The following is a 23,590-nucleotide window of genomic DNA, read 5'->3' on the forward strand; positions in this document are numbered from 1 at the left end:
CACGAACGGCTGTCGGAGAGGCAGCATCTCGCCGCGTTCCTCAGCTGTTTGCGCCGTGTGCCGCGACGAAGGCGGCAACGCAGCGGTCCAGGTCCTCGCGAGAATGCTCCGACGAGATCTGCACCCGGATGCGGGCCTCTCCCCATGGCACCACTGGGTAGCTGAACGCCGTCACGTACACGCCCGACCGCCGCATCCGCTCGGCCACGCGGACGGCCTCCCCTGCGTCGCCGAACATCACTGGCACGATTGGATGTTCGCCAGGCAGGAGAGGGAAGCCAGCCGCAGTCATCTGGTCGCGGAAACAAGCGGTGTTGCGGTGGAGGGCCTCGCGGCGAGCAGGATCGGTTGCGAGGTCGAGAGCGGCGAGAGCGCCCGCGACGATGGCGGGCGGGAGGGCGTTCGAGAACAAGTACGGACGGGAATGCTGTCGCAACAACTCCACGATCTCGGCGTGAGCGCTGACGTAGCCACCGGAAGCACCGCCGAGGGCTTTGCCCAGAGTGCCGGTGATGATGTCGACTCGGTCCTGCACGCCAAGCAACTCGGGGGTTCCGGCGCCGGTCGGGCCGAGGAGCCCGACGGCGTGTGAGTCGTCGACCATGACCAGGGCGTCATAGCGGTCGGCTAGATCGCAGATTTCTCGTAAGGGGGCGATGGAGCCGTCCATGGAGAAGACGCCGTCGGTCACGATGAGGCGGCGGCGGGCGGGGGTCGACAGGTGGGTTTCTAGGTCATGCAGGGTGCGGTAGCGGTGGCGGCGCGCTTTCGAAAGGCGGATGCCGTCGATGATTGAGGCGTGGTTGAGGGTGTGGGAGAGAACCGCGTCTCGCTCGTCTAGCAATGTGGCGAATACGCCGCCGTTTGCGTCGAAGCAGGAGGAGTACAGGATCGTCGCGTCGGTGCCCAGCAAAGCTGACAAGCGATTCTCAAGGGCGGCGTGTTCGGGTTGGGTGCCGCAGATGAAGCGGACGCTTGCCATTCCGAAGCCGTGGGTTTCCAGGGCTTGTTTGGCCGCATCGACTACTGCGGGGTGGTCGGCCAGGCCTAGGTAGTTGTTGGCGCAGAAGTTCAGGACAGCCCGTCCGTCGACGACGGGCCGTGCCGATTGTGGCGAGGTGAGGTGGTGTTCGGTCTTGTAAAGGTCGGCGGCGCGGAGGTCGTCTAGCGCGGTGCGCAGTTCGGGTTGGACGGACGTGTAGGTCATGAGCGGGGCCGGAATTGCTGGACCTCGCGGCGGCTGCCGTCCCAGCCGGTGTGGTGCAGCCAGTCTTCGAAGGTCATCAGGCCGGGGTGGAGGCGGCGCAGCAGGGCTAGGTCGCGGTCATGGGCGGCGACGTCGTGTTGCTGGAAGAAGCCGAACATTCCGGCGTAGTCGTGGCCGACGTCAGGGATGCTCGTGCGGAGTTCGTCGAGGGGCAGGTCTTGGTAGCGGGCGGGGGTTCCGGTTACCCGCGCGAAAGTCTCGGCGATTTCGGTGCCGGTCAGGCTGTCCGCGGAGACGGACAGGTCGCGCGCGCCCCAGGATTGCCAATGTTCCAGCATGTGCACTGCGAACCAGGCGATGTCGGCCAGGGCGATCATGGGGTATCGGCCGGTGCCTAGCGGAAGGGTGAACACCGCGTCCTCGGCGGAGGGTGAGAGCCGGGATTGCAGGTTCTCGAAGTACGGCGAAGTCACGAGGATCGAGACGTGCTCGGTGTACCAGCCGTCCGGTTCTCGACGCATCATTTCTTCGGAGCGGTGGAGTTGGATGTGTGCGGCGACCGCTGCCTTGGCTTCGTAGTGCGGCACGAAAACGCGTCCGTTGGTCAGGGTCGCGGTGCTGTCCAGCGACGACCACACGAATCGGTCGACGCCGTGTTGCCTGGCTGCTTCGAGGATGTTCGTGCCTTGCGTGAACTCGGCTAGCGGGCTTTTGGTGGAGAAGAAGTCGGTGTTGCAGAAGACTTGGGACACGCCGTTCAGGGTGGACTTGATGCTTCGTGGGTCGCCTGCGTCGCCGCGGACCAGGCGCACGCGGTCGTGGGCTAGGGCGGTCGCGCGGGGTGAGGCTGGGTCGCGGGTGAGGACGGTGATCTCGTTGTCGGTGTCGGCGAGGAGACGCGCGACGACTCGGCTGCCCATGGCTCCGGTGCCGCCGATGATGAGGGTGCGGGTCATGATGCGGCCTTCTCGGTGTCGAGCACGTGCTCGGCCAGCTGGTGGTGGGTGGCGATCCAGAGGTCGTCCCGGAGGAGGGCGATCTGCTGGAGCAGCTGGTCGAACTGGTCGGCGAACAACGGGCGTCCGCCGACGTGTGCGTGGACGGTCAGGTTGAGGATGCCTGGCGTGGGCTGGCGGAGGAGGTAGTCGAGGAAGTCGACGTGGAGGTCCCGGAATGCGCGCGGGCCTGCCATTACGCCGCGGACGTCGGTGAAGTCGCTGTGCATGAGGTAGGCAAGGGGGCCCGCGGAGGTGGCGGCGACGTAGGGCAGGTCGCGGTCGCTGCGGTCGCCGGACCAGAGGTAGCCGGACGCGGCGAGGAGGGCGGGCGTATCGCGGGATTCGGTGGCGCGCGGGCTGAGCCAGCCGGTCGGCCGGGAGCCGGTGAGCTGGCGCAGGATGTCGGTGCAGCGCCTGATGTTTTCCGCTTCGGCGGCGGCGCTGAGCTGACCGGGGATGATGTCCTGGGCGTAGGAATGCGCCGCGATCTCGTGTCCGGCGGCGTATGCGGCGAGAACGGGTTCGGGATGCCGTTCCGCGAGCAGGCCGCTGACGCCGAAGGTGGCTGGCATGCCGTGCCGGTCCAGGATTTCGAGCAGCCGCCACACTCCCGTCGTCGCCCCGTATTCGGCCCACGACATGCTGTGCCGGCACTCCACCTCGGACAACGGCCACGCGGCGGCCATCGGCGCGTAGACCGGCCAATGGCCGTCAGACCACGACTCGAGCGCGACGCAGATCTTCACCGCGACCTTCTTGCCGTCCAGCCAGGCCCGCACAGGTCCCATGGGCATTTTTCGCTTCTTTCCCTCGGAATATCGTCACGGTAGCCGCGAGAGGGCGATTCATTTAGCCTCGTCGGCGGAGAGGATTTATTCACCCGATGCATAAGCCAGAAGTCACGCTCGATCGCATGCGCACGTTCGTCCGGGTCGCCGAAAGCGGCAGCTTCTCCGCTGTCGCACGGGATCTCGGCGTCGGCCAGTCCACCGTCACGCGGCACGTGAGCGACCTGGAAGAGGCGCTCGGGGTGTCCGTGTTCAGCCGCACCACCAGGAGCATTTCGCTGACCGAGGAGGGGAGCCGGTTTTACGACCGCGCCACGGAGATCCTCCGGCTGGTCGAGCAGGCACGCCAGGAAGTCGAGCCGGGTGCGTCCGGGAAGGTGCGGATCTCGTGTTCGGCGTTCTTCGGGGTCATGCATCTGAGCAAGCTGATCTTCGACTTCCAGGACCGCTATCCGGACATCCGCGTCGACTTCGTCCTCACTGACGAACGATCCGACCTGATCCGCGACGGCGTGGACGTCGCGATCCAGATCGGACCTCAGCCGGACAGCGAACTGCGACTCCGTCCGCTCGGGGTGGCGCATCAGATTCTGGTTGCGGCACCGGACTATCTCGCGCGGCGCGGGACGCCTGAGTCGCCGGAGGATCTGTCGACGCATGACGTGATTCGGCGGACGAGTGTCGCGAAGAGCCATGAGTTGACGCTCATCGACGCGCAGGGGGCGGCGCACGTCGCGACCTTCGAGCCTCGGTTGCGCGTCGATCACGGGCTGGCTGCGCGGGAGGCGCTCGTCGCCGGGCGCGGGATTTCGCCGGTGCCGCGGTGGCTGGTGGACGACCTTCTGCGGGACGGGGTGTTGCAGGCGGTGCTGCCTGGGTACAGCTGTGCGCCGTTGCCGGTGAATCTGCTCGTCGTGCCTGAGCGGGCGGAGCTGACTCGGGTTCGGTTGTTGCGGGACTTTCTCGCGGAGGAGATCACGCGGGTTCCTGGAGTGGGGCCGCTGCTTCGGCAGTGAGTCAGCCGGACGGCTTGTCCGCCCGAATGATTGCCGAGTACAGCTTGTTCCCGACCTCTTGAGTACGCCGGATGTCGACGTTCACGAGGCCCGCGGAGTGAAGCAAGGCTCGGTAGTCCTCGGCCGTGAGTGCGCCGCCGAGACATTCCTCGTCAGCAGCAGCTCGCTCCGCGTCGGTCAAGGTTTCCTCAGCGAGAAGGTCAGTCACCCCGAGACGGCCGCTGGGACGCAGAACGCGCGCGATCCCCGCGAAAACAGCCGGTTTGTCCGGCGACAGGGCGATGACGCAGTTGGAGATCACGACGTCCACAGCGTTGTCCGGCAAGGGAATGGCTTCGATCGTGCCCTTGACGAACTCGACGTTCCCGAGTCTCGACTCTGCGGCGTGCCGCCGGGCGAGGGTGAGCATTTCGTCGGTCATGTCGAGACCGATGGCGCGGCCTTCCGGCCCGACGCGACGGGCGGAAAGCAGTACGTCCAGGCCGCCGCCGGAACCGAGGTCGAGGACAGTTTCACCCGGCCGCAGGTCGGCGACCGCGAGCGGATTTCCGCAGCCCAGGCTGGTGGCTGCCACCGTTTCGGGCACGCTTTCTTCTGCGTAGTGCACCGCGCCGAGTCGTTCGGATCCGCACAGCAGACCGGTGGCTTCGCCTGCCAACGCTCGGCGTGCGGCATTGGCGTAGCGGTCACGGATCGCGTCCTGGTCTGACGTCATCTCGGCACCTCGCAGGCGATGTCGGCGAAGGGGACGGCCGCCTTGCCCATGACGACATCGGCCGCGCTGGGGAAGCAGGACAAACAGTGCTTGTTGACCTGATACAACCGAGCGGTGCCGTGCGGTTGCACCAGGACGAACCTGGCCTCGGTCAGGATCTTCAAATGCGCCGAGACCGTCGATTGGCTCACGCTCACCTGCTCGACGATCTCGCCGACCGGCAGCGGACGGCCCGCGGAAGCGATCAGGTGCAGGATCTGGACGCGCGTCGGATCCGCGAGCGCGCGGAACCATCCGGCGTAGGTCTCCGCGACGGCACGATCCAGCACGACACCCTCCTTCATCGCCCATCGACGATAGACGATGAAGGGGTCAGCTGACCAGATCGGCGAGCAAGGCCCGGACCCGCCGGTCGATCTCGTCCCGGATGGGGCGGACCTGCTCGGCCGGAAGGCCCGCCGGGTCGTCCAGTTGCCAGTCGAGGTAGCGCTTGCCTGGGAAAACGGGACAAGCGTCGCCGCAGCCCATGGTGATTACGACGTCGGCCGAGCGCACGCCGTCGGTGGTCAGGGGCTTGGGAAATTCGCGGGACAGGTCGATGCCGAGTTCGGCCATCACCGCGACCACGGCGGGATTGACCGTGTCGGCGGGCGCGGATCCGGCAGAGCGGACGGCAACCCTGCCGCGCGCGTGATGATGCAGCAGCCCGGCCGCCATTTGCGAGCGTCCGGCGTTGTGGACGCAGACGAAGAGCACTTCAGGAATGGTCATGGCGAAACCTCCGCGGGCACGGCGGCGAAGCGGCGTCGAAGCGCGAGAGACACGTAGACCAGCGCGACCAGGACCGGGACTTCGATGAGCGGCCCGACGACTCCGGCGAGCGCTTGTCCGCTCGTGGCGCCGAAAGTGGCGATCGCGACGGCGATAGCGAGTTCGAAGTTGTTGCCCGCGGCGGTGAATGCCAGCGTCGTGGTCCGTTCGTACGACAGGCCGACCGCCTTGCCTACCGCGTAGGAACCGGCCCACATGAGTCCGAAGTAGACCAACAGCGGCACCGCGATCCGGGCGACGTCGAGCGGGCGACTGGTGATCTGGTCGCCCTGCAACGCGAACAGGACCACGATGGTGAACAGCAGCCCGTACAGCGCGACCGGACCGACCTTTGGCAGGAAACGGGATTCGTACCAGGTACGCCCCTTCGCACGCTCCCCCAACCGGCGGGACAGGTACCCGGCGAGCAGCGGGATGCCCAGGAACACCAGCACGCTCTTGGCGATTTGCCACCCGGAAACGCTCAACCCGGCTTGCGGCAGGCCCAGCCAGCCGGGCAGCACGGCGAGGTAGAACCAGCCCAGGACGCCGAACATGACGACCTGGAACACCGAGTTCAGCGCGACCAGCACGGCGGCGGCTTCCCGGTCGCCGCAGGCCAGGTCGTTCCAGATGATCACCATCGCGATGCACCGGGCGAGGCCGACGATGATCAGCCCGGTCCGGTATTCCGGCAGGTCGGGCAGCAGCAGCCAGGCCAGCGCGAACATCAGCGCCGGGCCGATCAGCCAGTTCAGCACCAGCGACGGCCACAGCAGCCGCCGGTCGCCGGTCACGCTGCCGAGCCGGTCGTAGCGGACCTTCGCCAGCACCGGGTACATCATCACGAGCAGCCCGAGCGCGATCGGCAAGGAAATCCCGTCGACCCGCACCGCGTTCAGGACCTCGCCAAGGCCGGGAATCCATCGGCCGGCCAGCAATCCCGCCAGCATCGCGACGCCGATCCACACCGGCAGGAAACGGTCCAAAGTGGACAGTTTGCCGACGACACCCGTTTCCGTCGTCACGCCAGCGCCTCCGTCCCGCCCGGGACCAGCACGGCCGAGAGCCGGGCCAGCACTTCGGGGTGGACCCGGTAGTAGACCCAGGTGCCGCGGCGCTCCCCGGTGATCAGGCCGGATTCCCGCAGCACCTTCAGGTGGTGGGAAATCGTCGGGCCGGTCAGGTCGAACGCGTCGGTCAAGTCGCACACGCACGCTTCCCCGCCGGCGTGGGACGCGATCAGCGACAGCAGCCGCAGCCGCACCGGGTCGGACATCGCCTTGAACAGCTTCGACAGCTCCGCGGCCTGGTCAGCCGTCAGCGGCTCGCGCGCCAACGGGGAACAGCAGGCGCTGATCGCCGCTAGCACGAGTTGTTTCGACATCTTTCTATCTTGACAGGCTTCTATCTAGAGAGCAATCTAGCCGCCTGCTGTTTTGACAACCATCTATTCAAGGAGGACGGATGTCCCGAGTTCAGCTCGCCCTGCGGGTCGGAGACCTTGCTGGTTCGATTGACTTCTACTCGAAGCTGTTCGGCGCCGAGCCAGCCAAACTCCGGCCGGGATACGCCAACTTCGCCGTCGCGGAGCCCGCGCTCAAGCTCGTGCTCCTGGAAGGCGAACCCGGACAGGACACCGTCCTGGACCACCTCGGCGTCGAGGTCGAGTCGACGGACGACGTCAACGAGGCCAGCAAGCGCCTCACCGGGGATGGCCTGGAGACTCTGACCGAGGACGACACCACCTGCTGCTACGCCGTGCAGGACAAGGTGTGGGTGCACGGTCCGGGCCGGGAGCCGTGGGAGGTTTACACCGTCAAGGCGGATGCGCAGACGTTCGGATCGGACAACACCGCGTGCTGCACGTCTGACGAAGCCGCCAAACCCGAGGGCTGTTGTGCCTGAACAAGCTCAGAAATTCGCCTGCCGTGCCCGGTCGACGGCGAGCGTGCTGCCGAGTTCGGTCCGGCTGGCTGGATGCAGGTAGTAGTAGCCGAGCAGGTGGTAGGCGAAGGTGGCGTCGACGCCGAGGTTCTTGGCCGGGATTTGGAGCACCGGGTCCTCGGGCAGCCGGTCTTGGCGCCACCAGCGGGTGAATTGCTTGCGCTGCCACTGTCGCTCGTTTTTCCCGGCCGCGACCCAGATCTCCGGCCCGTCGAGGAAGTACGGCTGGATCGACGTGATCGCCGACCACGGCAGGAACGACTCGAACGTCCACCCGCGCTGGTAAACGCCTTCGGCGGTCAGGAGAATCCGGCCTCGGCGGAACCAGCCGAGCGCGACGACCGCCGGGAAAGTCAGGATCAGTACTCCCGCGACCGCGAACGGGATCGTCGCGTTTCGCACGGTCGAGTCGTCCGAACCGTGCGCGAGAACGGCGGACAGGAACAGGCCGAGCGCGATCCAGGACATGATGAACAGGTAGCCCGAGAACTGCACCGCCGAATAGCTCAGTTCGGTCGCGGGGCGTCCTTGCGCGGTCACCGTTGTGGTCACAGCCGCTCCCGTCGGCTTCTGGCGCAACCGGGCGTCCGTGCCGACGTAGACAAAGACGGCCAGCAGCACCGTGAACCACGCCGCGCCGGTTCCGGCCATCCACCTTCCGCCGGTGTACAGGTACACGCTGATCGCCGCCGCCGCCAGCGTCAGCAGCATCAGGATGGCCAGTGCGTTGCGGTACCGGCCGGCCGGTCCGGCGGCCCACGCCTCCGGAACCGTCAGGTGATCAGAAGATCGAGTCCCAGACATGTTTCACCCCGCTGCCTGCGTCCGATGCGAGCGACCCCACCGCTTTCCCGGTGTCCCCGACCGCTTTGATCCCGTCGTCGATCGCCGATCCGACGTGCCCGCCGTGCTTGAACACCGAATCCACCGCGCCGGAGGTGAACGCGCCGACCACCGTTCCCGCGACCGCGCCCACCGCGGTGCCGACCGGACCGCCGATCACGGTGCCGACCGCGGCCCCGGTCGCGATCGACGCGCCGAACCCCGCCGCGCCGGACGTCACCGCCTGTGCCACGGGTTTGCCGTGCGAGATGTCGTAGGCGATCCCGCCGAGTGCCAATGCGCCGCCGCCGACGTTGCCGACCCGGGTGAGTGTCTTGCCGAACTTCGCGGCTCGCGCGGCTTGGCTGTCCGCTGCCGCGGTGTCCGCCGCTGCGGCGTCGATGTTCGTGTAGAAGCCTTTCGGGTCGGCCCCGCCGATGGCTTCCGCGTGTTTGAGGGATTGCGCGGCGCGAGTGCGCAGCTCGGTCGAATCCTTCTCGAGGATCGACTTGTGCACCTTGGCCGCTTCCGTCCCGCCCGTGACCCCGAAACCGGCGAGCGTGAAGACAGTCTTGTTCTTGGTGTTCTGAAAGTCCTGAGACCGCTGCTCGACCTGCTGTTTCCACCGGCGGCGCGCGTCCTCCGCCTCGGTGCTGGCCTTCTGGTACGCGTCGGCCTTGGCCTGGTGATCCCCGGCTGAGCCAGACTGCCCGGGATCTTGGATGACCGTTCCCGTCACGGACAACCCAGCGTTGGCGGCGTCCGAGCGGATTCGCCCCAGGTCGGTCTGCACCTGCTGCAAGACGTCGGCAGCGGCATCCACCTTCTGTGCCACCGAGGAAACGCTTTCCGCGAAGTCGTCGGCCTGCCTGCCGCCCGTCGTCAGCTTCTGCCGCAATTGATCGGCCGCCTCGCCCCGGAGACCGCTCGCGGCGCTGTTCCGCGCGCCGTACACCTTGTCGTTCGCGCGGTGAATCGCTTGCGAAAGATCTTGTCTCAGCCAATTCGCCGCGGCACGCATGCTGCCGGGATCGCCGTCCACCTTGGTCTCTATCGGCATCAGGCACCCCCGCCTGGTTTCGGCAGCTGGTCCTGCGCGTCGGCCTCGGCGCGTTCGTAGTCCTTCTTCCCGGTCTCGACATCGTCGGCGACTCCGCCGAGCGCCGTCGAGAATTGCGCCGCGCTTTCGACCAGACTCGAGAGCGCCGCGTCGAGCGGGCCGGTCAGCAGCCCGGCGTCGACGTCTTGCGGAACGGAGCCGGACAGTCCTTCGACCTGGCCGCGAGCGTCGCTCAGCTGGCCCCGGATGCCGTCGAGCACCCCCGGTCCGAGCTCGTATCCCCTACCGATACTTGCTCCCTCCCGCGTGCTCGAGGCGGTGCTCCGGCGGGATGAACACGTCGAGCAGCACCAGGTCGAAGCCCTGCGACTCCCGCAACGGTTCCATGGCCCGCACCGGGAGCAGAATCCATGGCTGCCCTGCTCCGCACCCCTCGAAAAGCCGGTCGAGCGCGGAGTACGCGAAGAGGGCGACCCCGCCCTCTTTCGTCCGCCGCAGCACCGGCCGGGCGTCCGCGCTCTCCTCCACGTGCTCGGCGCAGGGCACGTACACCACCGGCGGAAACTCCGGCGGGATCGGAGCCGGTTCCCGCGCTGCCGAATCACTCACAGTCGTCGAGTGTCACAAACCGGCGCGCACACCGCAAACCGCGCGGGGCGTTGATCCGGAGCGGCGACACCTCTTGCCACCAGCCGACCGGCGCCGTTATGTTAATGAGAAATCACTTCTTCCGAGACTGTCGACACGGGGCGGCGAGCAGCCCCTGGCCGGTGATGGGATGGCAACGACGCCTACCAGAGAGGCAGACAAGTACATGGAGAATCTCAGCAGAAGGAAGGTGCTGACCCTCGGCGCGGCGTTGGGCATCGCGGGCATGGCCGGCACCACCGGCACTGCGTGGGCGTGGTCGGGCAAGGGGTCGATCGCCGGGAGCGGGACGGGGGCCGATCCGTTCCAGGTTTGGGACGACACAGCGGACGCGGTCGCCGCGGCGTTGCTCAAAGAGGGCAAGATTCCGGCGGTCAATACGGCTTGGCAGGGCTGGATCGACAACAACGCGCCGTTGCCTGCTGGCATGCCGGACTATCTGGTCGCGTATCTGCAGCAGGTCAACAAACTGCCGTCATGGGCGGATCCGGCCAAGCTTGCCGCGTCGGAGAAGCTTTATACCCGGTTGAGCAGTTATCTGTTCGTCTCGGAGACGCTGGGCAGCGGGATCATGAGCACCGTTATCCCACGGGAGGCACGGGCGGTCTACTGGTCGGCTGGCGGCGCGGATATGAAGCAGCGGGCGGCCAAGACGTTCACCTTCGGGTACGACCTGCACAACTCCAAGGCTTGGGCGCCGGACGGGCATTTCGTCGTTACGGCCAACAAGACTCGCCTGGTGCACGCTGTCGTGCGGAATTTGCTACCGACGTCGGCGAAGTACCAGGACGGAGCGGATCAGCCTAAGCCGATCAGCAATGGTGACATTTTGCGGACGTTCCATTCGGTGGCGACGTTCGCGCGCAGCAACATGCTGAAGTGGAACATCGCGTTGTCGACCGCCGAGCAGGACGCGGATCTGCATGCTTGGCAGGTCGCACTGCATCTGCTTGGCGTGCAGGAGCAGTTCATCCCGCAGACGTGGGCGGACGCGGAAGCGCAGGCGCAGCAGATGTTGTGGCCGGTGCTCGGGCCGACTGACGAAGGGGTCAGTCTGGCGAAGACGTTGCTCGGGTATATCGAGAAGCCGACCCTCGGGCTCGATTCAGGGTTCGTCAATGAACTCGTGCGGTATCTCCTCAACGACCAGATGGGCGATTGGCTCGGGCTCCCCCGGGATTACGCGCAGGCGGCACTGATCCGGATCGAGTGGCCAGCGTATGTCGCGTTCAGGGAGGGGACGTCCAAGATCATGCCGGGCAGTTTCTATCTCTTCGATCAGTTCGTGCGCGGCATTTCGATGCTGTACCTCAACAACGGGACGTCGCCAACACAGACACCGATCACGCTGCCCACGGCGAATCGGCCGGGTGCTTAGAGTCCCAGCGCGCTCAGCAGAAAACCGGTGACGGCGGCGCGGTGGCCGGGGGTGTCCTCCCATCGCAGCCGCCGTCCGGTTTCGACTACCGCGCCGAAGCCCGCGTGCACCAGCACGCGGGCTTGGTGTGCGTCCAGATCCGGGCGGGCCAGGCGGAGTTGTTGTTCCCAGACGGCGATGTGCTCGCGCTGGGCGAGGTTCAGCGGGCGTTGCAACGCCGCCGGGAGGCCGCCTAGTTCGGCGGCGGCGACGTTGGTCAGGGCGGTGTGTTCGAAGCTGTAGGCCACGTAGGTCGCGGCCAGGACGGGCAAGGCTTCCGCGCCGGTGATGCCGCGGAGGTTTTGCTCTACGGCTTGCGACAGGAGTCCGGCGGCTTGCAGGCAGGCGGCGGCCAGGATTTCGGCTTTGTTGGGGAAATGGCGGTAGAGGGCAGAAGGAACCAGCCCCACGGCCTCGGCGATTCTGGCGTTGGTGACGGTGGCGAATCCGTCGCGCTCGAACAGCGGGACGGCGGCGGCGAGGATTTGCGCGCGGCGGGTTCGCGGGACGGGCTGGGTGGGCAGCGAGACCGACGGCGCGGGCACAGCGGTCGTTGCGGCGGTCAGGCGCAGAGCGGATTCGGTCAGCAGGTTTTCGGCCCGGTGGTGGGCGATCGACGTGTGGTGCATCGTGATCGAGCCGATCGCGCCGAGTGCGGCTACGGCGCGGAGGTCCGCGTCCGGCGACGGCTGCACCACGTCGGTCACGCGCGCGACGACGTGGGCGAATTTGGCGCTCAGGACGCGCCGGTCCGCTCGGTCGAGGTAGCGGGCCTCCCAGCGGTACAGGCCGCCGGACTCCCGGTGGGCGACCGTGACGCGGGCCAGCGGGCGGAGGACGTCGTCTGCGGGGGCATCCGCGGGGACTGCGTCCAGGGCGGCGACCAGTCGGTCTGCCATCACGTTGGCGCATTCGGTGAACAGGGCGTACTTGTTCGGGAAGTGCCGGTACAGCGCCGCCGCGGTGATTCCGACGGCGGCGGCGATCTCTTCCATGGACGCCGCGTGGTAGCCGCGTTCGCTGAAAGCCCGGCCCGCCGCTTCGACGATGAGCTGCTTGCGATTGCGCGGACGGGTGGCCGCGGCCGGTTCGGAGGTCACTGCGGACCCCGAGCGCCCGGATGCGGAAGTACGGCCATGCTGGCCAGTCAATCACGAGACGGGCGGGTCTTCACGCGGGGCGCGACGGACGCTCGACGTCGTCGTTCCCGCAGAGGCAGCGGTCTGGCTCCGCTCCCGCAGCGGTACGTGAGGGGAACCCTGAGGGAATCTGATTCCCTCAGGGTTCCCCTCACGTACCACTCTCGCTGAGCGGGGCTGAGCGGGCTGGCGGTGCCGGTCATCGTCCGGCGCCCTGTTCGAGGTTCCGGCGGATGCGGTCCCTGGCCGCGGAGTCACCGGTGCCCAGGTCAGTGCTGCGGACTTCGTGGCGGCGGCCGTCGGCCATGACGAAACGGGGGTGGTGCAGGGTCGCTAAAGACTCGGTTGGGTCGCCGTCCACCGCGATGAGGTCGGCGCGGAATCCGGGTACCAAGCGACCGGTTACGTCTGCCAAGCCGCAGACGCGGGCGGCCACCGAGGTAGCGCTGGCGATTGCTTGCCGGGGAGTCATTCCGGCTTCGGCGAAGGTGTCCAGGCAGTCGGCGTAGCGTTCAAAGTGGACTAACGGGATTCCGGCGTCGGTTCCGGCGACAATGGTGGCACCCAAGGAAATCAGCGCGCGGAGGTTGCCGACGACGGCGTCGCGTTCGTCCCACGGGCACATGTAATCCGCTGCGGTGCAAGCGGTGTTCATGGTCGGGCTGACGGCGATGCCGCGCGCCACGATCATCTTGGCGATCCGCGGATCGAATTCGGTGCCAGTACGGGTGACCCAGCCGCAATGCTCGATGCAATCGACACCAGCGAGTACGGCTCGTTCGATGCCTTCGACGCCGAGAGCGTGCGTCGTGACCGGCAACCCGCGAGAGTGCGCTTCAGACACCAAGTTGGCTAGCTCGTCCACGGTGTAGCGCGCTTCGGCCGGGTGGCTGCCGGGAGTCATGAAGCCGCCGGTGGTCATTACTTTGATCAGGTCGACGCCGTCGTCGAAGTGTTGTTTCACCAGAGCGCGAACCTGGTCGACGCCGTCTGCGATGCCGCCCATGGACGCGGCGTGGCCGCCGGTGACAGTGATCGGCGCGTTCGCCGCGAGCATTCGCGGGGTGGCTTCCGGTGTGGCAGCGAGGAAATCTCGTACGCGGGTGCCCAGGGTGCCGGGTGCGCCCAGGTCGCGCGCGGTGGTGACGCCCGCGTCCAGCAATCGTTGTGCGTTGGCGACCATCCGGCGGCTCAGCGCATCGTCGTCGGCGGACATTTCCAGGGTGACTTCGCCGGAACCTGGGTCCTGGCAGAGGTGGACATGACAGTCGATCAAGCCGGGCAGCAGGGTGACGTCGCCGAGATCGGTGACTTCGCCGGAGGGTGCGGAATTCCTTGGTCCGGCATAGGTGATTACGCCGTCCGAGACGGCCACGGCGGCGTCGTGGATCAGCGGGGCGGACGCGTCGGTCAGCAGTCGTGCGGCGGTGAAAATCATGCCTGCCTCCGCGGAGATGCGTTGAGCTGCCATTAGCCACAGTGAACAGTCAGCACCTCCACTGCGCAAGCCTCTCTTGCGTCCACCCGATCGTCGTCATTGACGCGACACAAGTCATCGCTCACACTGAAGCCCATTCATCCAGGCTGAACACAGCGACGTGGGTAGCTGAGGAGCGATCATGGCCCGACCGAGAAAACGCCGCTGGCACTGGCTTCTGCTCGTCGTCCCGTTCGCGTGGTGCGTCGCGGCGATTCCCCTGGTGAACCGGATCGACTACGTCTTCGGCTCGATTCCGTTCCTGCTGGTGTGGATGACCGCGGGCGCGCTGATCGGCTCCGGCGCGATCGGTCTCGTCTACGCGATCGACCGCCGCCGCGGCGAGCTGGACCGGGTGTAACGATGGCACTGGCGCTCGCTCTCCTGATCGCGGTCGGCTCGATCGTCTGGGGCACCGTCGCCGCCGCGCGCGGACGGGCGATGAATCTGCAGGAATGGTCCGTCGGCGGACGCCGGTTCGGCACCTGGCTCTTCTGGTTCCTGCTGGTCGGCGAAACCTTCACCACGTTCGCCCTGCTCGGCGCCTCGCAAGGCGTGTTCAGCAACGGTGCGCCCGGGTTCTACGTGCTCGGCACGGTCGTGCTGACCGCCGCCGTCGGCTATTGGGTGGTGCCCAAGATCTGGCGCGCTGGCAAGCAGCACGGTCTCGTCACCATGGCGGACTACTTCACCACCCGCTTCGAAGCCCGCTGGTTCGGCGGACTGGTCGCCGTTTTCGGCATCGTCGCGCTGCTGCTGTACGCCCAGGTCCAGTTGACCGGGCTGAGCCTGATCCTGGCGAGTCTGTTCGGCAGCGAGGTCCCGTCGCTGGTCTACGTCATCGCCGGCGGCGTGCTGGTCGCGGGGTTCGTGCTGGTCGGCGGGATGCGCAGTGCCGCGTTCACCGCGATCGTCAAGGACGTGCTGCTGATCGCGATCCTGCTCGTGGTCGCCATCGGCGCGGCGAACGCGGCCGGGGTGAGCGGGCCAATGGGCGTGTTCGACGCGATGAAGCAAGCGCATCCGAGCGGCGCGACGCTGCCCGGCCTTCATGGATCGACCGCGACCAACACCTGGTGGTGGATGAGCTTCCTGCTGCTCACGCCGCTGGGCTCGTTCGCGCTGCCGCACATGTTCCAGGTGTCCTACAGCGCGAAAGCCGTCGCGACGATCCGCCGCAATCAGGTGGTCCAGCCGCTGTATTCGCTGTTCTACGTCCTGATCGTGATGATCGCGCTCGCCGCGGTGCTCGCGCTGCCGAAGCTGACCGACAAGCAGGCCAACGCGTCGCTGCTGATTTTCGTGCGCGAGAAGTATCCGGAATGGGTCATCGGGCTCCTCGGCGGCGCGGGCATTCTCGTCGCGCTCGTGCCGACCGCCGTGCTTGTGCTCGCGGCCAGCAGCCTGTTCACCCGCAACGTGCTCGGGGCCCGCTCGAAGAAATGGGCCTCGTCGCTGACTGCGATGCGCGTGGGCGTTCTCGTTTTCACTGCGCTTTCCGTACTTCTTGTGGCGCACAGCAACGAAAAACTATTGAGCATCATGACGAACGTGTACAGCGCCGTCGGGCAGCTCGCCCCCGCGCTGTTCCTCTCGATGCTGTGGCGACGGGTCACCGCACCAGGACTCGCGGCCGGTGCGTTGTGCGGCGGGCTGATCGTCGGCGTGCCCGCGCTGGGTTCGCTCGTCGCGCACACGATGCCGCCCGGAACAGTCGTCGGATTGCCCGCGCTCGTCGTCAACCTGATCGTGACGGTGGCGATCAGCCTGGTGACCCGGCCGCCGTCGCGAACGGCGATCGAAGTCGGGGCCGGGGACCGCCCAGCGGGACCCGCGGAGGCCGGTGACCTGCGCCGGAGCGCCGTTCGATGATAATGATCGGGTGACCGTGACGAGGATCCGCGAGTTCCGCACCCTGCGCGGGCTGACCGTGCGCCAGCTTGCCGACCAGGCGGGAGTGTCGACCGGGTTGATCAGCCAGGTCGAGCGGGGCGTGACCGACCCGAGCCTGGAAACCATGCGGCGCATCGCCGAGGTGCTCGACATCCCGCTGTTCAGCCTGTTCCAGGAGCCGGACGAGGAAACCGTCGCGGTGATCCGGCACGACGACCGCTACCGGATCTCCTCGCCGCACCACGCGATCACCTACACCCGCGCGTCGCCGGGCGGCGCGAAGCTCGAAGTGCTCGAAGGCGTGCTCGAACCCGGCGGCGTCTCATCCGACGAACTGCGTTCGCATCCGTCCGAGGAATGCGTGGTGGTGATCGCCGGACGGCTGACCGTCCAGGTCGGCGAGCAGACGCACGTGCTCAAGACCGGCGACAGCTGCCACTTCGATTCGGCCATCCCGCACCGCTTCCGCAACGACGGCCGGACCACCGCCCGGTTCCTCGTCAGCGTCACTCCACCGAGTTACTGATACTTCCGTCGGAGGTATCTGCCCGGGAATTGGTCTAGACTTTTCGTTCCGAAACCGGCGAAAAGGACGGACTGATGCGAGGGACGACGGTGCCCCCGGGAATGTGCTGCAGACCGGTCAAAACCGGTGAACTTCCACTGCACCGGCTCGAGGTGCCCGCGCCCGACGCGGTGCCGTTCGCGGTCGGCTCTTTCGACGCGGTGGGACCGTTGTCGCGGGCGGAATTCCCGCACCGGCACACCTTTTACGAAATCGTGCTCGTCACCGGAGGGACCGGCGCGCACGTGGTCGACCTGACGCGGTGGGAACTGAGCCCGCCGCACCTCGGCGTTGTCACGCCGGGCCAGGTGCATCATTGGGAGGCGAGCGAGCTCACCGGATCGGTCGTGCTGTTCACCGACGACTTCCTCTTCGACCATCCGGCCGACCGGGAAACCCTGCGCAGGCTGCGGGAACGGCCGTGGCTGCAGCTGGACGGGACCGAGCACGACCGGACCGCGCGGCTGATCGCGGAACTCGAGGAGGAATTCCGGCGCGGCGGCGAGGACGGCGAATCCGTGCTGCGCGCGCTGCTGCACGTGCTGATCGTGCGCGCCGGAAGGCTTCCCGGCATTCCGCCCGCGCCGGCACCCGCGCGCGCCCGCGCGGTAGCGGCGGAATTCGCGCAGCAGGCGGAAAAATCCGAGCTGGGACTGTGGTCGGTGCGCGCGCACGCCGAACGGCTCGGCGTCACTCCCGGCTACCTCACCGAGGCCGTCAAGGCGGCAACCGGGCGTACGGCGGCGGAATTGGTGCGCGAAGCGCGGACGCAGGAGGCGAAACGGTTCCTGCTGCGGACGAATCTGTCCGTGCGGCAGGTGGCGAGCCGCGTCGGATTCGCCGATCCAGCCTACTTTTGTCGGTTCTTTCGGCGCGAAACCGGGTTGAGCCCCGGCGGATTCCGCCGCACCGGCGACACCGCCCCGAAGATTCACCACGACTGCATGACTCCGTCCATCGCTGCGGGCTGATCTCCTCCCTACCGTCGAGGGGAATCCCGAGCCCCCACCGAGGAGCAGGCATGGACGAAGAAAGAAAGTTCAGCCGCAAGACAGTGCTGAAGGCCGCGCTGGCCGCGGGAGTCGCCGCGCCGGTCGCGCTCGTCGGCGGACCCGCGCTCGCCCGCACGAATTTCGCGGGCGGGCAGAAGGTCGAGCCGACCCCGTACTGCCACGACGGCGACGAACCGACGATCGACCAGACCGAGGGCCCGTACTTCACGCCGGGCTCGCCCGAGCGCAGCGTGCTCGTCGACCAGAACACCCCGGGCACGCGGCTGACCGTGAGCGGGTACGTCTTCGGCACGGCCTGCCAGCCGATCGGCCGCGCTCTGCTGGACTTCTGGCAGGCGGACGACAACGGCGCCTACGACAACGTCGGCTACAACTTCCGCGGCCACCAGTACACGAACGACCTCGGCGAGTTCAAGCTGACGACGATCGTGCCCGGCCTCTACCCCGGCCGGACGCGGCACATCCACGTCAAGGTGCAGGCCCCCAACGAGCCGATCCTGACGACGCAGCTGTACTTCCCCGGCGAGCCGCGGAACAACACCGACACGATTTTCGACCCGCGGTTGCTCATGACGGTCCGCGACGCCCCGAACAACGCCAAGGAGGCGGCGTTCGACTTCGTGCTGAACGTCGCGCAGACGCCGACCGGCGGACCGACCACGGGACCGCCGACCGGGCAGCCGGGAGGGACGTCCTGGGCCACCGGCAAGGCGTACCCCGCCGGTACGCGCGTCACCTACAACGGGGTCACCTACGTGTGCCTGCAAGGCCACACCGCCCAGCAGGGCTGGGAACCGCCCAACGCGCCAGCGTTGTGGCAGAAGGGCTGACCCCTTCCTGAAGAGAACGGCGGGCTCCCCCGGGCCCGCCGTTCTCCGTTTTCCGGGAAGCCCGGCCCGTCCTGTCGAGTTACGGTCGACGCATTCGTCTTCCATCAGGACAACGTCGGACCGGCTCTCGGAGGACACATGCGGTACCTGCTGGTGATCTACAACTGCGACCGTCCCGAACCCGGCGATCCGGCCTTCCCGGACGCGCTGGCCAGGGTGAACGCGTTCGCCGACGAATGCCGCCGGCGCGGGGCCTTCGTCTCCGAGCATCCGCTGCAGGGCGAGCACACCGCCACCACGGTCAGCGTCCGCGAGGGGAAGACGCTCGTCACCGACGGGCCGTTCCTGGAGACCCACGAGCATCTCGGCGGCGTTTACGTCCTCGACTGCCGCGATCTCGACGAGGCCCTCGAACTGGCCGCGCTGTGCCCGATGGCCGCGGTCGGCACCGTCGAGGTGCGTCCGGTCGCCGCCGTGCCCGGGCTGTCCCGCCAGGCATGACCTCGGCGTTGCTGCGGGAGACCTATCGCGAGCACCGGGCCCGGATGCTCGCGGCGCTGGTCCGCGTCCTCGGCGACTTCGAACTCGCCGAGGACGCGCTGCAGGACGCGTGCGCGCTCGCCCTGCGCAAGTGGGGCGACGCGCCGCCGGACGACCCCGTGGCGTGGCTGCTGACCGCCGCCCGCAACAGCGCGATCGACCGGCTCCGGCGTGCCCGCCGCGGCCTGGAGAAGCTCGCTCAGCTCGAGGAACGAGCCGCGAGCGCGGAGCCGACCGGGAAACGCCTGCTCGAGATCGGCGACGAACGGCTCAGCCTGGTCTTCACCTGCTGCCATCCCGCGCTCGCCGAGGAGGCGCGGGTCGCGTTGACGCTGCAGGCGGTGGCCGGGCTGACCGCCGGGCAGATCGCGCGGACGTTCCTGGTCAGCGAGGCGACGCTGGCGCAGCGGCTGGTGCGGGCCAAGCGCAAGATCCGCGACGCCGGGATCAGCCTCGCGGTCCCGCCCGATCATCTGCTGTCCGAGCGGCTGTCCGGGGTTCTGGCGGTGGTGTACTTGATCTTCACTCAAGGCTACACCGCTTTCGGAGATCGTGAGCTGCGACAGGAAGCGATCCGGCTGGCGAAGCTGGTCGCGACGCTCATGCCGGACGAACCGGAAGCGCTCGGCCTGGTTTCGCTGCTGCTCGTGCACGATTCGCGCGCCGCCGCCCGGTACACGCCGGACGGCGACGTCGTACTGCTCGAAGACCAGGATCGAAGTCGTTGGGACCACGGGGAAATCGCCGAGGCGATCGGACTGCTGGATCGTGCGCTGCGGTTCGAGATGGTGGGGCCGTATCAGCTGCAGGCCGCCATTGCCGTCCAGCACGCTCAGGCTCGTTCCGCGGCGGACACGGACTGGGCGGCGATCGCTGGGCTGTATCTCCGGTTGTCCGAAACGAATCCTTCGCCGGTGGTCGCGTTGAACCACGCCGTCGCGGTCGCTATGGCCACTAGCCCAGCGGAAGGACTGGCGCTCATCGACGGTATCGAAGGCCTTGACCAGTACCACCTGTTGCACGCCGCGCGGGCCGATCTGCTCCGCCGCCTCGGCCGTACCACCGAGGCGACGGCCGCGTACCGGCGCGCGCACGAACTCGCCGCCAACCCAGCCGACCGGCGATTCCTCGCGGGCCGCTTAGCCACCTTGGAGTCCTGATGAGACTGTCCATTCTCGACAACGGGCATCGCCTGCGGGCCAAGATGTTCCTGTCGATCACGTCGAAGCAGCCGCCGGACATCGTGAAGATGCTGCTGTACCGTCCCGGCTTTCTCACCCGGCCGCTGCTGGATCTCACCGCTCCGGCGATGCGCGGCCCGTCGTACTGGACGGCCGGGGAACGCGAGTTTCTCGCGATGTCAACGGCGTTGCTGCACGAGTGCCCGTTCTGCGTCGACTCGCACGAGGAGCTGACCCGGATCGCCGGACACGGCGAGATCGATCCCTTGCGGCCTGAGGCGGCACGCCCGGAAGTGCGCACCATTCGGACGTTTCTGGAGACTGTCACGCTGAAGCCGGACGAAATCGTGCTGCCGGATCTTCCTCCGGCGGCGATTCGCGAGGCGTTGCGGGTGAATCTGGTGTGGAACGTCGTGAACCGGCTCGCGAACGCGTTCGGTTTCGTGCTTCGCGAAGGTCAGCTGGAGAGCGGAACCCGTGCGCTGCACCGGTTCGGGTACCGGTTCCCGGGCTTCCTGCTCGCTGGTGGTCCGGCGGGGACGCACGAGGATCCGGTGGAGAACATGCGGTATTCCGTGTTCAGCGCACCTGCAGTGACCGATCAGGCGCTTCGCGGCGCAGCGGCGACCGGAGACGGTTTGCCCGCGCCGTTGCAGCCGTTCGCGGCGAAGGTCCGTGACGCGTCCTACCGGCTTACCGATGGCGATTTCGCCGAGCTGGCCACGAAATACCAGGAGGACGAGGTCTACGAGATCACCGTCGCCGCGGCCGTTGGTGCTGCGTTGCGCAGTTACGATGCCGGGCAACAGAAACTCGACGCCTGACGCGAACCGGCGGCCGGGTGGTCTCATGTCCATGAGGGGAACCCTGAGGGAATCAGATTCCCTCAGGGTTCCCCTCACGTACGGCGATCCCGCCGGTCGCGTCAGGGGCGGTAGAGCTCCTTGGCGACGTCGATGTTGTCGTTCTTGTCGACGTGGATCTCGGCGAGCGGCGGGGTCGGGCCGGTCAGGGCCGCCATCAGCGCCTGCTCGGTGCACGGGTTCGTGCCGCGGCCCTGCTGGTCGATGGCCACGTCGCCGCCGGGGCACAGCTCGGCCGCGCCGAACACCTGCGCGGTCTTGCTCACCGGGAGGCGGTAGGTCTTGCCGTCGCCGGGAACGGGCACGTAGTGGCCGTTGTCCGCGCCGCCCTTCTTCCAGGTGATCAGCTGGAACTGGGCCATGTTGACCGAACGGTCGAACCCGGTGAACTGCACGGTCTGCGTGGTGTTCGGGAAGCGGCGGGTCGGGGCCGCGGGCTGCTGGCCGGAGCCCTTGCCCGCGGTCGGCGCGGTCTTGATCATGAACTCGGTGCCGCCGTCCTTGCCGCAGTTCACGACGCCCTGGGCGAATTCCTCTTCCGCGCCCAATGCGCAGTCCCAGTGCCCTTCGATTCCGAGAACGCGGTGGCCGGGTCCTTCGCCCTGCGACGGCGCCAATTCGTAGTACTTCGTCATCACATTGAATGCTTCGGTGCAGCCGGGAATGCTGCCATTGGTGCTTTGCACCGCGATCAGGTCCATTTGCTTGCCGCCTGCCGGGCCGACCTGTCCGCCGAGCTTGCTGCAGTTGACGTCGCCGTTCGACGTGGCCGCGGTGCCCGCCGCACCGGCCGAACCGCCCTGCTTGACCGCCGCCGCGTCGGAAATGCTCTTCGCCGCGGAACCATTTCCGTCGACGTTGTTTCCGCTGCACGCGGAAAGCAACGCGGTCGCGGCGACAGCCCCGCCGACCATGACCAGCTTCATCGACTTCATCGCGGTGAATCCCATTTCGTGCTCCCCGTGTCTTTTGGCGAATCTCTGCACCCAAAGACGTGAAACACCGAATGACGTTGCCCTGAAGTTCCGCGGAGAGCCATCGTTGCCCCAATGTCGCCCGCGCCTGGTCCGCGCGGGCAGGACCTCAGCGGGCCTCGCAACCCCTCCTGGAACTCCAGAAGAACGGCTAGGTCGCGAGGCCGAGCGCGGCCAGCCACACCCGGGTCAGCGTCGCGGCGGCGTCGTCCAGCGAACTGCCGGCGACAAACGCCTGGTAGAAGACGCGTTCAGTCATCCAGACCAGCGCGGCGGCGACCTCGGCAGCGATTCCGGAGGGCAGTCCGGCGCGCTCGGCGACCCCGCGCATGGTGTCGGCGAGCGCGACCACCGCGGAACGCCACGCCTGGTCGATCGCCGGAACCGACGGCGACAGCTCGACCGCCGTGCGCATCACCGTGCCGTGCTCGCGCCACATCCGCGCGGTCTGCTCGATCCCCTGCCGGACCGCGTCGCCGGGAGCCGCGGCGGCGGCGTCCACTGCGTCGACCTCGGTGCGCAGCTTGGCCACCGTCCGTTCGACCAGCGCGGCGAGCACCTCGTTCTTGGACCCGAAGTAGAAGTAGAGCGCGCCCCTGGTGATCCCGGCTTCCTGCGCGATCGTCGCGACGGTCATGCACGCCCCGCCCGTCGAGTTCAGCTGCTGCTCCGCCGCGTCGAGAATCGCGCGCTCGCGCAGGTCTCCCTTGGTCGGAGCCGTCCGGCGACGGGCCCGGGTGCCTTGCTCGTCCACCTGCCCGTTCTATCACGCTGACTATTTTTGACGCAGTGCAGATTTTTATCAACGCGGTGTAGAGTTCGGGGCATGACCAAGATCTTCCTGATCACCGGAGCCAGCTCCGGCCTCGGCCGAGCGTTCGCCGAGGCCGCGCTTCAGGCCGGCCACACCGTCGTCGGCACCGTCCGCAAGCAGGCCGACGCCGAGGCGTTCGAGCAGCTCCAGCCGGGGAAATCCCTCGCACGCATCCTCGATGTCACCGACGACGACGCGGTGTTCCGGACCGTCGACGAGATCGAAGCCGAGGTGGGCCCGATCGACGTCGCCATCGCCAACGCCGGGTACGGGCACGAGGGCGTCTTCGAAGAGTCGACGATGGCCGAGCTGCGCGCGCAGTTCGAGGTGAACGTGTTCGGCGTCGTCGCGACGGTGAAGGCAGTGCTGCCGTATATGCGGCAGCGGCGGCGCGGGCACATCCTCGGCGTCACCTCGATGGCCGGGCTGATCACCGTGCCGGGCACGTCCTTCTATCAAGGCAGCAAGTACGCCGTGGAAGGCATTCTCGAAACCGTCGGCAAGGAGGTCGCCCCGTTCGGCGTGCACGTCACCGCGATCGCGCCGGGCTCGTTCCGCACCGACTGGGCGGGCCGGTCGATGGTCCGCACCGACCGTTCCGTGCCGGACTACGACCAGGTGATGAACCCGGTCCGTGAACACCGTCTCGCGGCCAGCGGCAAGCAGCTCGGCAACCCGCGGAAGGCGGCGGAGGCCGTGCTGCGCATCCTCGACGTCCCGAATCCGCCCGCGCACCTAGTGCTCGGCTCGGACGCGCTGCGTCTCGTCGCGAACGGCCGCGCGGCGGTCGACAAGGAGATCGAGGAATGGGCCGAGCTGAGCCGGTCCACCGACTTCCCGGACGGTGCCCAGCTGCCTGGCTGAGCTCGCGAA

At 67.6% G+C, this 23,590-nt stretch carries 28 protein-coding genes; 12 read left to right on the forward strand and 16 right to left on the reverse strand.

Annotated features, from left to right (window positions below; translation table 11 throughout):
* Positions 1–40 precede the first annotated feature (40 nt).
* The 3 genes from AB5I40_RS20280 to AB5I40_RS20290 are packed head-to-tail and all read right to left on the reverse strand — an operon-like array spanning position 41 to position 2,999.
* On the reverse strand, positions 41–1,207 hold the full coding sequence (locus AB5I40_RS20280; protein ID WP_370940097.1) for a glycine C-acetyltransferase: 1,167 nt from the start codon (positions 1,205–1,207) through the stop codon (positions 41–43).
* A complete protein-coding gene (locus tag AB5I40_RS20285; protein WP_370940098.1) occupies positions 1,204–2,163 on the reverse strand; it encodes an NmrA/HSCARG family protein in 960 nt (319 codons plus the stop codon). The genes AB5I40_RS20280 and AB5I40_RS20285 overlap by 4 nt, the downstream gene beginning before the upstream one ends.
* Positions 2,160–2,999, reverse strand: a complete 840-nt coding sequence (locus AB5I40_RS20290; protein WP_370940099.1) for a polysaccharide deacetylase family protein — start codon at positions 2,997–2,999, stop codon at positions 2,160–2,162. The genes AB5I40_RS20285 and AB5I40_RS20290 overlap by 4 nt, the downstream gene beginning before the upstream one ends.
* 119 nt (positions 3,000–3,118) lie before the next feature.
* On the opposite strand from AB5I40_RS20290, the gene AB5I40_RS20295 reads away from it, so the two are divergent.
* The gene (locus AB5I40_RS20295; RefSeq protein WP_370940100.1) at positions 3,119–4,009 is read left to right on the forward strand and encodes a LysR family transcriptional regulator; all 891 of its coding nucleotides are present in this window, start codon (positions 3,119–3,121) and stop codon (positions 4,007–4,009) included.
* Between the two features lies 1 nt (position 4,010).
* Here AB5I40_RS20295 and AB5I40_RS20300 read toward each other — a convergent pair whose 3' ends face one another.
* From AB5I40_RS20300 to AB5I40_RS20320, 5 genes are read right to left on the reverse strand one after another with little or no spacing between them, the layout of a single operon-like run.
* On the reverse strand, positions 4,011–4,724 hold the full coding sequence (locus tag AB5I40_RS20300; protein ID WP_370940101.1) for a methyltransferase domain-containing protein: 714 nt from the start codon (positions 4,722–4,724) through the stop codon (positions 4,011–4,013).
* A complete protein-coding gene (locus AB5I40_RS20305; RefSeq protein WP_370940102.1) occupies positions 4,721–5,053 on the reverse strand; it encodes an ArsR/SmtB family transcription factor in 333 nt (110 codons plus the stop codon). Before AB5I40_RS20305 ends, AB5I40_RS20300 begins: the two co-directional genes overlap by 4 nt.
* A gap of 43 nt (positions 5,054–5,096) precedes the next feature.
* On the reverse strand, positions 5,097–5,495 hold the full coding sequence (locus tag AB5I40_RS20310; RefSeq protein ID WP_370940103.1) for an arsenate reductase ArsC: 399 nt from the start codon (positions 5,493–5,495) through the stop codon (positions 5,097–5,099).
* Positions 5,492–6,562, reverse strand: coding sequence for an ACR3 family arsenite efflux transporter (gene arsB / locus AB5I40_RS20315; protein ID WP_370940104.1), 1,071 nt, complete (start codon positions 6,560–6,562; stop codon positions 5,492–5,494). Before arsB ends, AB5I40_RS20310 begins: the two co-directional genes overlap by 4 nt.
* Complete coding sequence (locus AB5I40_RS20320; protein WP_370940105.1) at positions 6,559–6,921, reverse strand: ArsR/SmtB family transcription factor; 363 nt, start codon at positions 6,919–6,921, stop codon at positions 6,559–6,561. The genes arsB and AB5I40_RS20320 overlap by 4 nt, the downstream gene beginning before the upstream one ends.
* A gap of 80 nt (positions 6,922–7,001) precedes the next feature.
* Here AB5I40_RS20320 and AB5I40_RS20325 point away from each other — a divergent pair, with 80 nt between their 5' ends.
* Positions 7,002–7,442, forward strand: coding sequence for an ArsI/CadI family heavy metal resistance metalloenzyme (locus AB5I40_RS20325; protein ID WP_370940106.1), 441 nt, complete (start codon positions 7,002–7,004; stop codon positions 7,440–7,442).
* A gap of 6 nt (positions 7,443–7,448) precedes the next feature.
* On the opposite strand, the gene AB5I40_RS20330 is transcribed toward AB5I40_RS20325, so the two are convergent.
* Genes AB5I40_RS20330 through AB5I40_RS20345 form a run of 4 tightly spaced genes read right to left on the reverse strand, consistent with a single transcriptional unit; the run spans position 7,449 to position 9,972 of the window.
* Positions 7,449–8,285 (reverse strand): hypothetical protein, encoded by an 837-nt coding sequence (locus AB5I40_RS20330; RefSeq protein WP_370940107.1) that lies wholly within the window; start codon positions 8,283–8,285, stop codon positions 7,449–7,451.
* Positions 8,263–9,363, reverse strand: coding sequence for a hypothetical protein (locus tag AB5I40_RS20335; RefSeq protein ID WP_370940108.1), 1,101 nt, complete (start codon positions 9,361–9,363; stop codon positions 8,263–8,265). Before AB5I40_RS20335 ends, AB5I40_RS20330 begins: the two co-directional genes overlap by 23 nt.
* Entirely contained in the window at positions 9,363–9,623 is a 261-nt protein-coding gene (locus tag AB5I40_RS20340) for a hypothetical protein (RefSeq protein WP_370940109.1), read from the reverse strand. Before AB5I40_RS20340 ends, AB5I40_RS20335 begins: the two co-directional genes overlap by 1 nt.
* A gap of 22 nt (positions 9,624–9,645) precedes the next feature.
* On the reverse strand, positions 9,646–9,972 hold the full coding sequence (locus AB5I40_RS20345; RefSeq protein WP_370940110.1) for an SAV_915 family protein: 327 nt from the start codon (positions 9,970–9,972) through the stop codon (positions 9,646–9,648).
* Between the two features lie 205 nt (positions 9,973–10,177).
* Between AB5I40_RS20345 and AB5I40_RS20350 the strand changes: the two genes are divergently transcribed.
* A complete protein-coding gene (locus AB5I40_RS20350) occupies positions 10,178–11,389 on the forward strand; it encodes an oxygenase MpaB family protein (RefSeq protein ID WP_370940111.1) in 1,212 nt (403 codons plus the stop codon).
* Here the strand turns inward: AB5I40_RS20350 and AB5I40_RS20355 are convergent.
* On the reverse strand, positions 11,386–12,528 hold the full coding sequence (locus tag AB5I40_RS20355) for a TetR/AcrR family transcriptional regulator (RefSeq protein WP_370940112.1): 1,143 nt from the start codon (positions 12,526–12,528) through the stop codon (positions 11,386–11,388). The genes AB5I40_RS20350 and AB5I40_RS20355 overlap by 4 nt on opposite strands.
* 238 nt (positions 12,529–12,766) lie before the next feature.
* A complete protein-coding gene (locus AB5I40_RS20360; protein ID WP_370940113.1) occupies positions 12,767–14,038 on the reverse strand; it encodes an amidohydrolase family protein in 1,272 nt (423 codons plus the stop codon).
* Between the two features lie 148 nt (positions 14,039–14,186).
* On the opposite strand from AB5I40_RS20360, the gene AB5I40_RS20365 reads away from it, so the two are divergent.
* The 8 genes from AB5I40_RS20365 (at position 14,187) to AB5I40_RS20400 (ending at position 20,890) form a co-directional block, all read left to right on the forward strand.
* Positions 14,187–14,405 carry a DUF3311 domain-containing protein gene (locus AB5I40_RS20365; RefSeq protein ID WP_370940114.1) on the forward strand — a complete coding sequence of 73 codons (219 nt, stop codon included), beginning with the start codon at positions 14,187–14,189 and terminating at the stop codon, positions 14,403–14,405.
* Between the two features lie 2 nt (positions 14,406–14,407).
* Positions 14,408–15,916, forward strand: a complete 1,509-nt coding sequence (locus AB5I40_RS20370; protein ID WP_370940115.1) for a sodium:solute symporter — start codon at positions 14,408–14,410, stop codon at positions 15,914–15,916.
* 10 nt (positions 15,917–15,926) lie between these two features.
* Positions 15,927–16,463: an XRE family transcriptional regulator gene (locus tag AB5I40_RS20375; RefSeq protein WP_344268734.1), complete on the forward strand. Its 537-nt coding sequence runs from the start codon at positions 15,927–15,929 to the stop codon at positions 16,461–16,463.
* 74 nt (positions 16,464–16,537) lie between these two features.
* On the forward strand, positions 16,538–17,473 hold the full coding sequence (locus AB5I40_RS20380) for an AraC family transcriptional regulator (protein ID WP_370940116.1): 936 nt from the start codon (positions 16,538–16,540) through the stop codon (positions 17,471–17,473).
* A gap of 50 nt (positions 17,474–17,523) precedes the next feature.
* Positions 17,524–18,345: a carbohydrate-binding protein gene (locus AB5I40_RS20385; RefSeq protein WP_370940117.1), complete on the forward strand. Its 822-nt coding sequence runs from the start codon at positions 17,524–17,526 to the stop codon at positions 18,343–18,345.
* A gap of 138 nt (positions 18,346–18,483) precedes the next feature.
* Positions 18,484–18,846: a YciI family protein gene (locus tag AB5I40_RS20390; RefSeq protein WP_370940118.1), complete on the forward strand. Its 363-nt coding sequence runs from the start codon at positions 18,484–18,486 to the stop codon at positions 18,844–18,846.
* The gene (locus tag AB5I40_RS20395) at positions 18,843–20,045 is read left to right on the forward strand and encodes an RNA polymerase sigma factor (RefSeq protein WP_370940119.1); all 1,203 of its coding nucleotides are present in this window, start codon (positions 18,843–18,845) and stop codon (positions 20,043–20,045) included. Before AB5I40_RS20390 ends, AB5I40_RS20395 begins: the two co-directional genes overlap by 4 nt.
* Positions 20,045–20,890: a hypothetical protein gene (locus AB5I40_RS20400; RefSeq protein WP_370940120.1), complete on the forward strand. Its 846-nt coding sequence runs from the start codon at positions 20,045–20,047 to the stop codon at positions 20,888–20,890. Before AB5I40_RS20395 ends, AB5I40_RS20400 begins: the two co-directional genes overlap by 1 nt.
* 101 nt (positions 20,891–20,991) lie before the next feature.
* On the opposite strand, the gene AB5I40_RS20405 is transcribed toward AB5I40_RS20400, so the two are convergent.
* Entirely contained in the window at positions 20,992–21,879 is an 888-nt protein-coding gene (locus tag AB5I40_RS20405; protein ID WP_370940121.1) for a hypothetical protein, read from the reverse strand.
* Positions 21,880–22,054: 175 nt separating this feature from the next.
* Positions 22,055–22,657: a TetR/AcrR family transcriptional regulator gene (locus tag AB5I40_RS20410; protein ID WP_370940122.1), complete on the reverse strand. Its 603-nt coding sequence runs from the start codon at positions 22,655–22,657 to the stop codon at positions 22,055–22,057.
* Positions 22,658–22,729: 72 nt separating this feature from the next.
* Between AB5I40_RS20410 and AB5I40_RS20415 the strand changes: the two genes are divergently transcribed.
* The gene (locus AB5I40_RS20415; RefSeq protein WP_370940123.1) at positions 22,730–23,581 is read left to right on the forward strand and encodes an oxidoreductase; all 852 of its coding nucleotides are present in this window, start codon (positions 22,730–22,732) and stop codon (positions 23,579–23,581) included.
* Positions 23,582–23,590 lie beyond the last annotated feature (9 nt).

Source organism: Amycolatopsis sp. cg13 (assembly GCF_041346965.1).
Lineage (GTDB): Bacteria > Actinomycetota > Actinomycetes > Mycobacteriales > Pseudonocardiaceae > Amycolatopsis.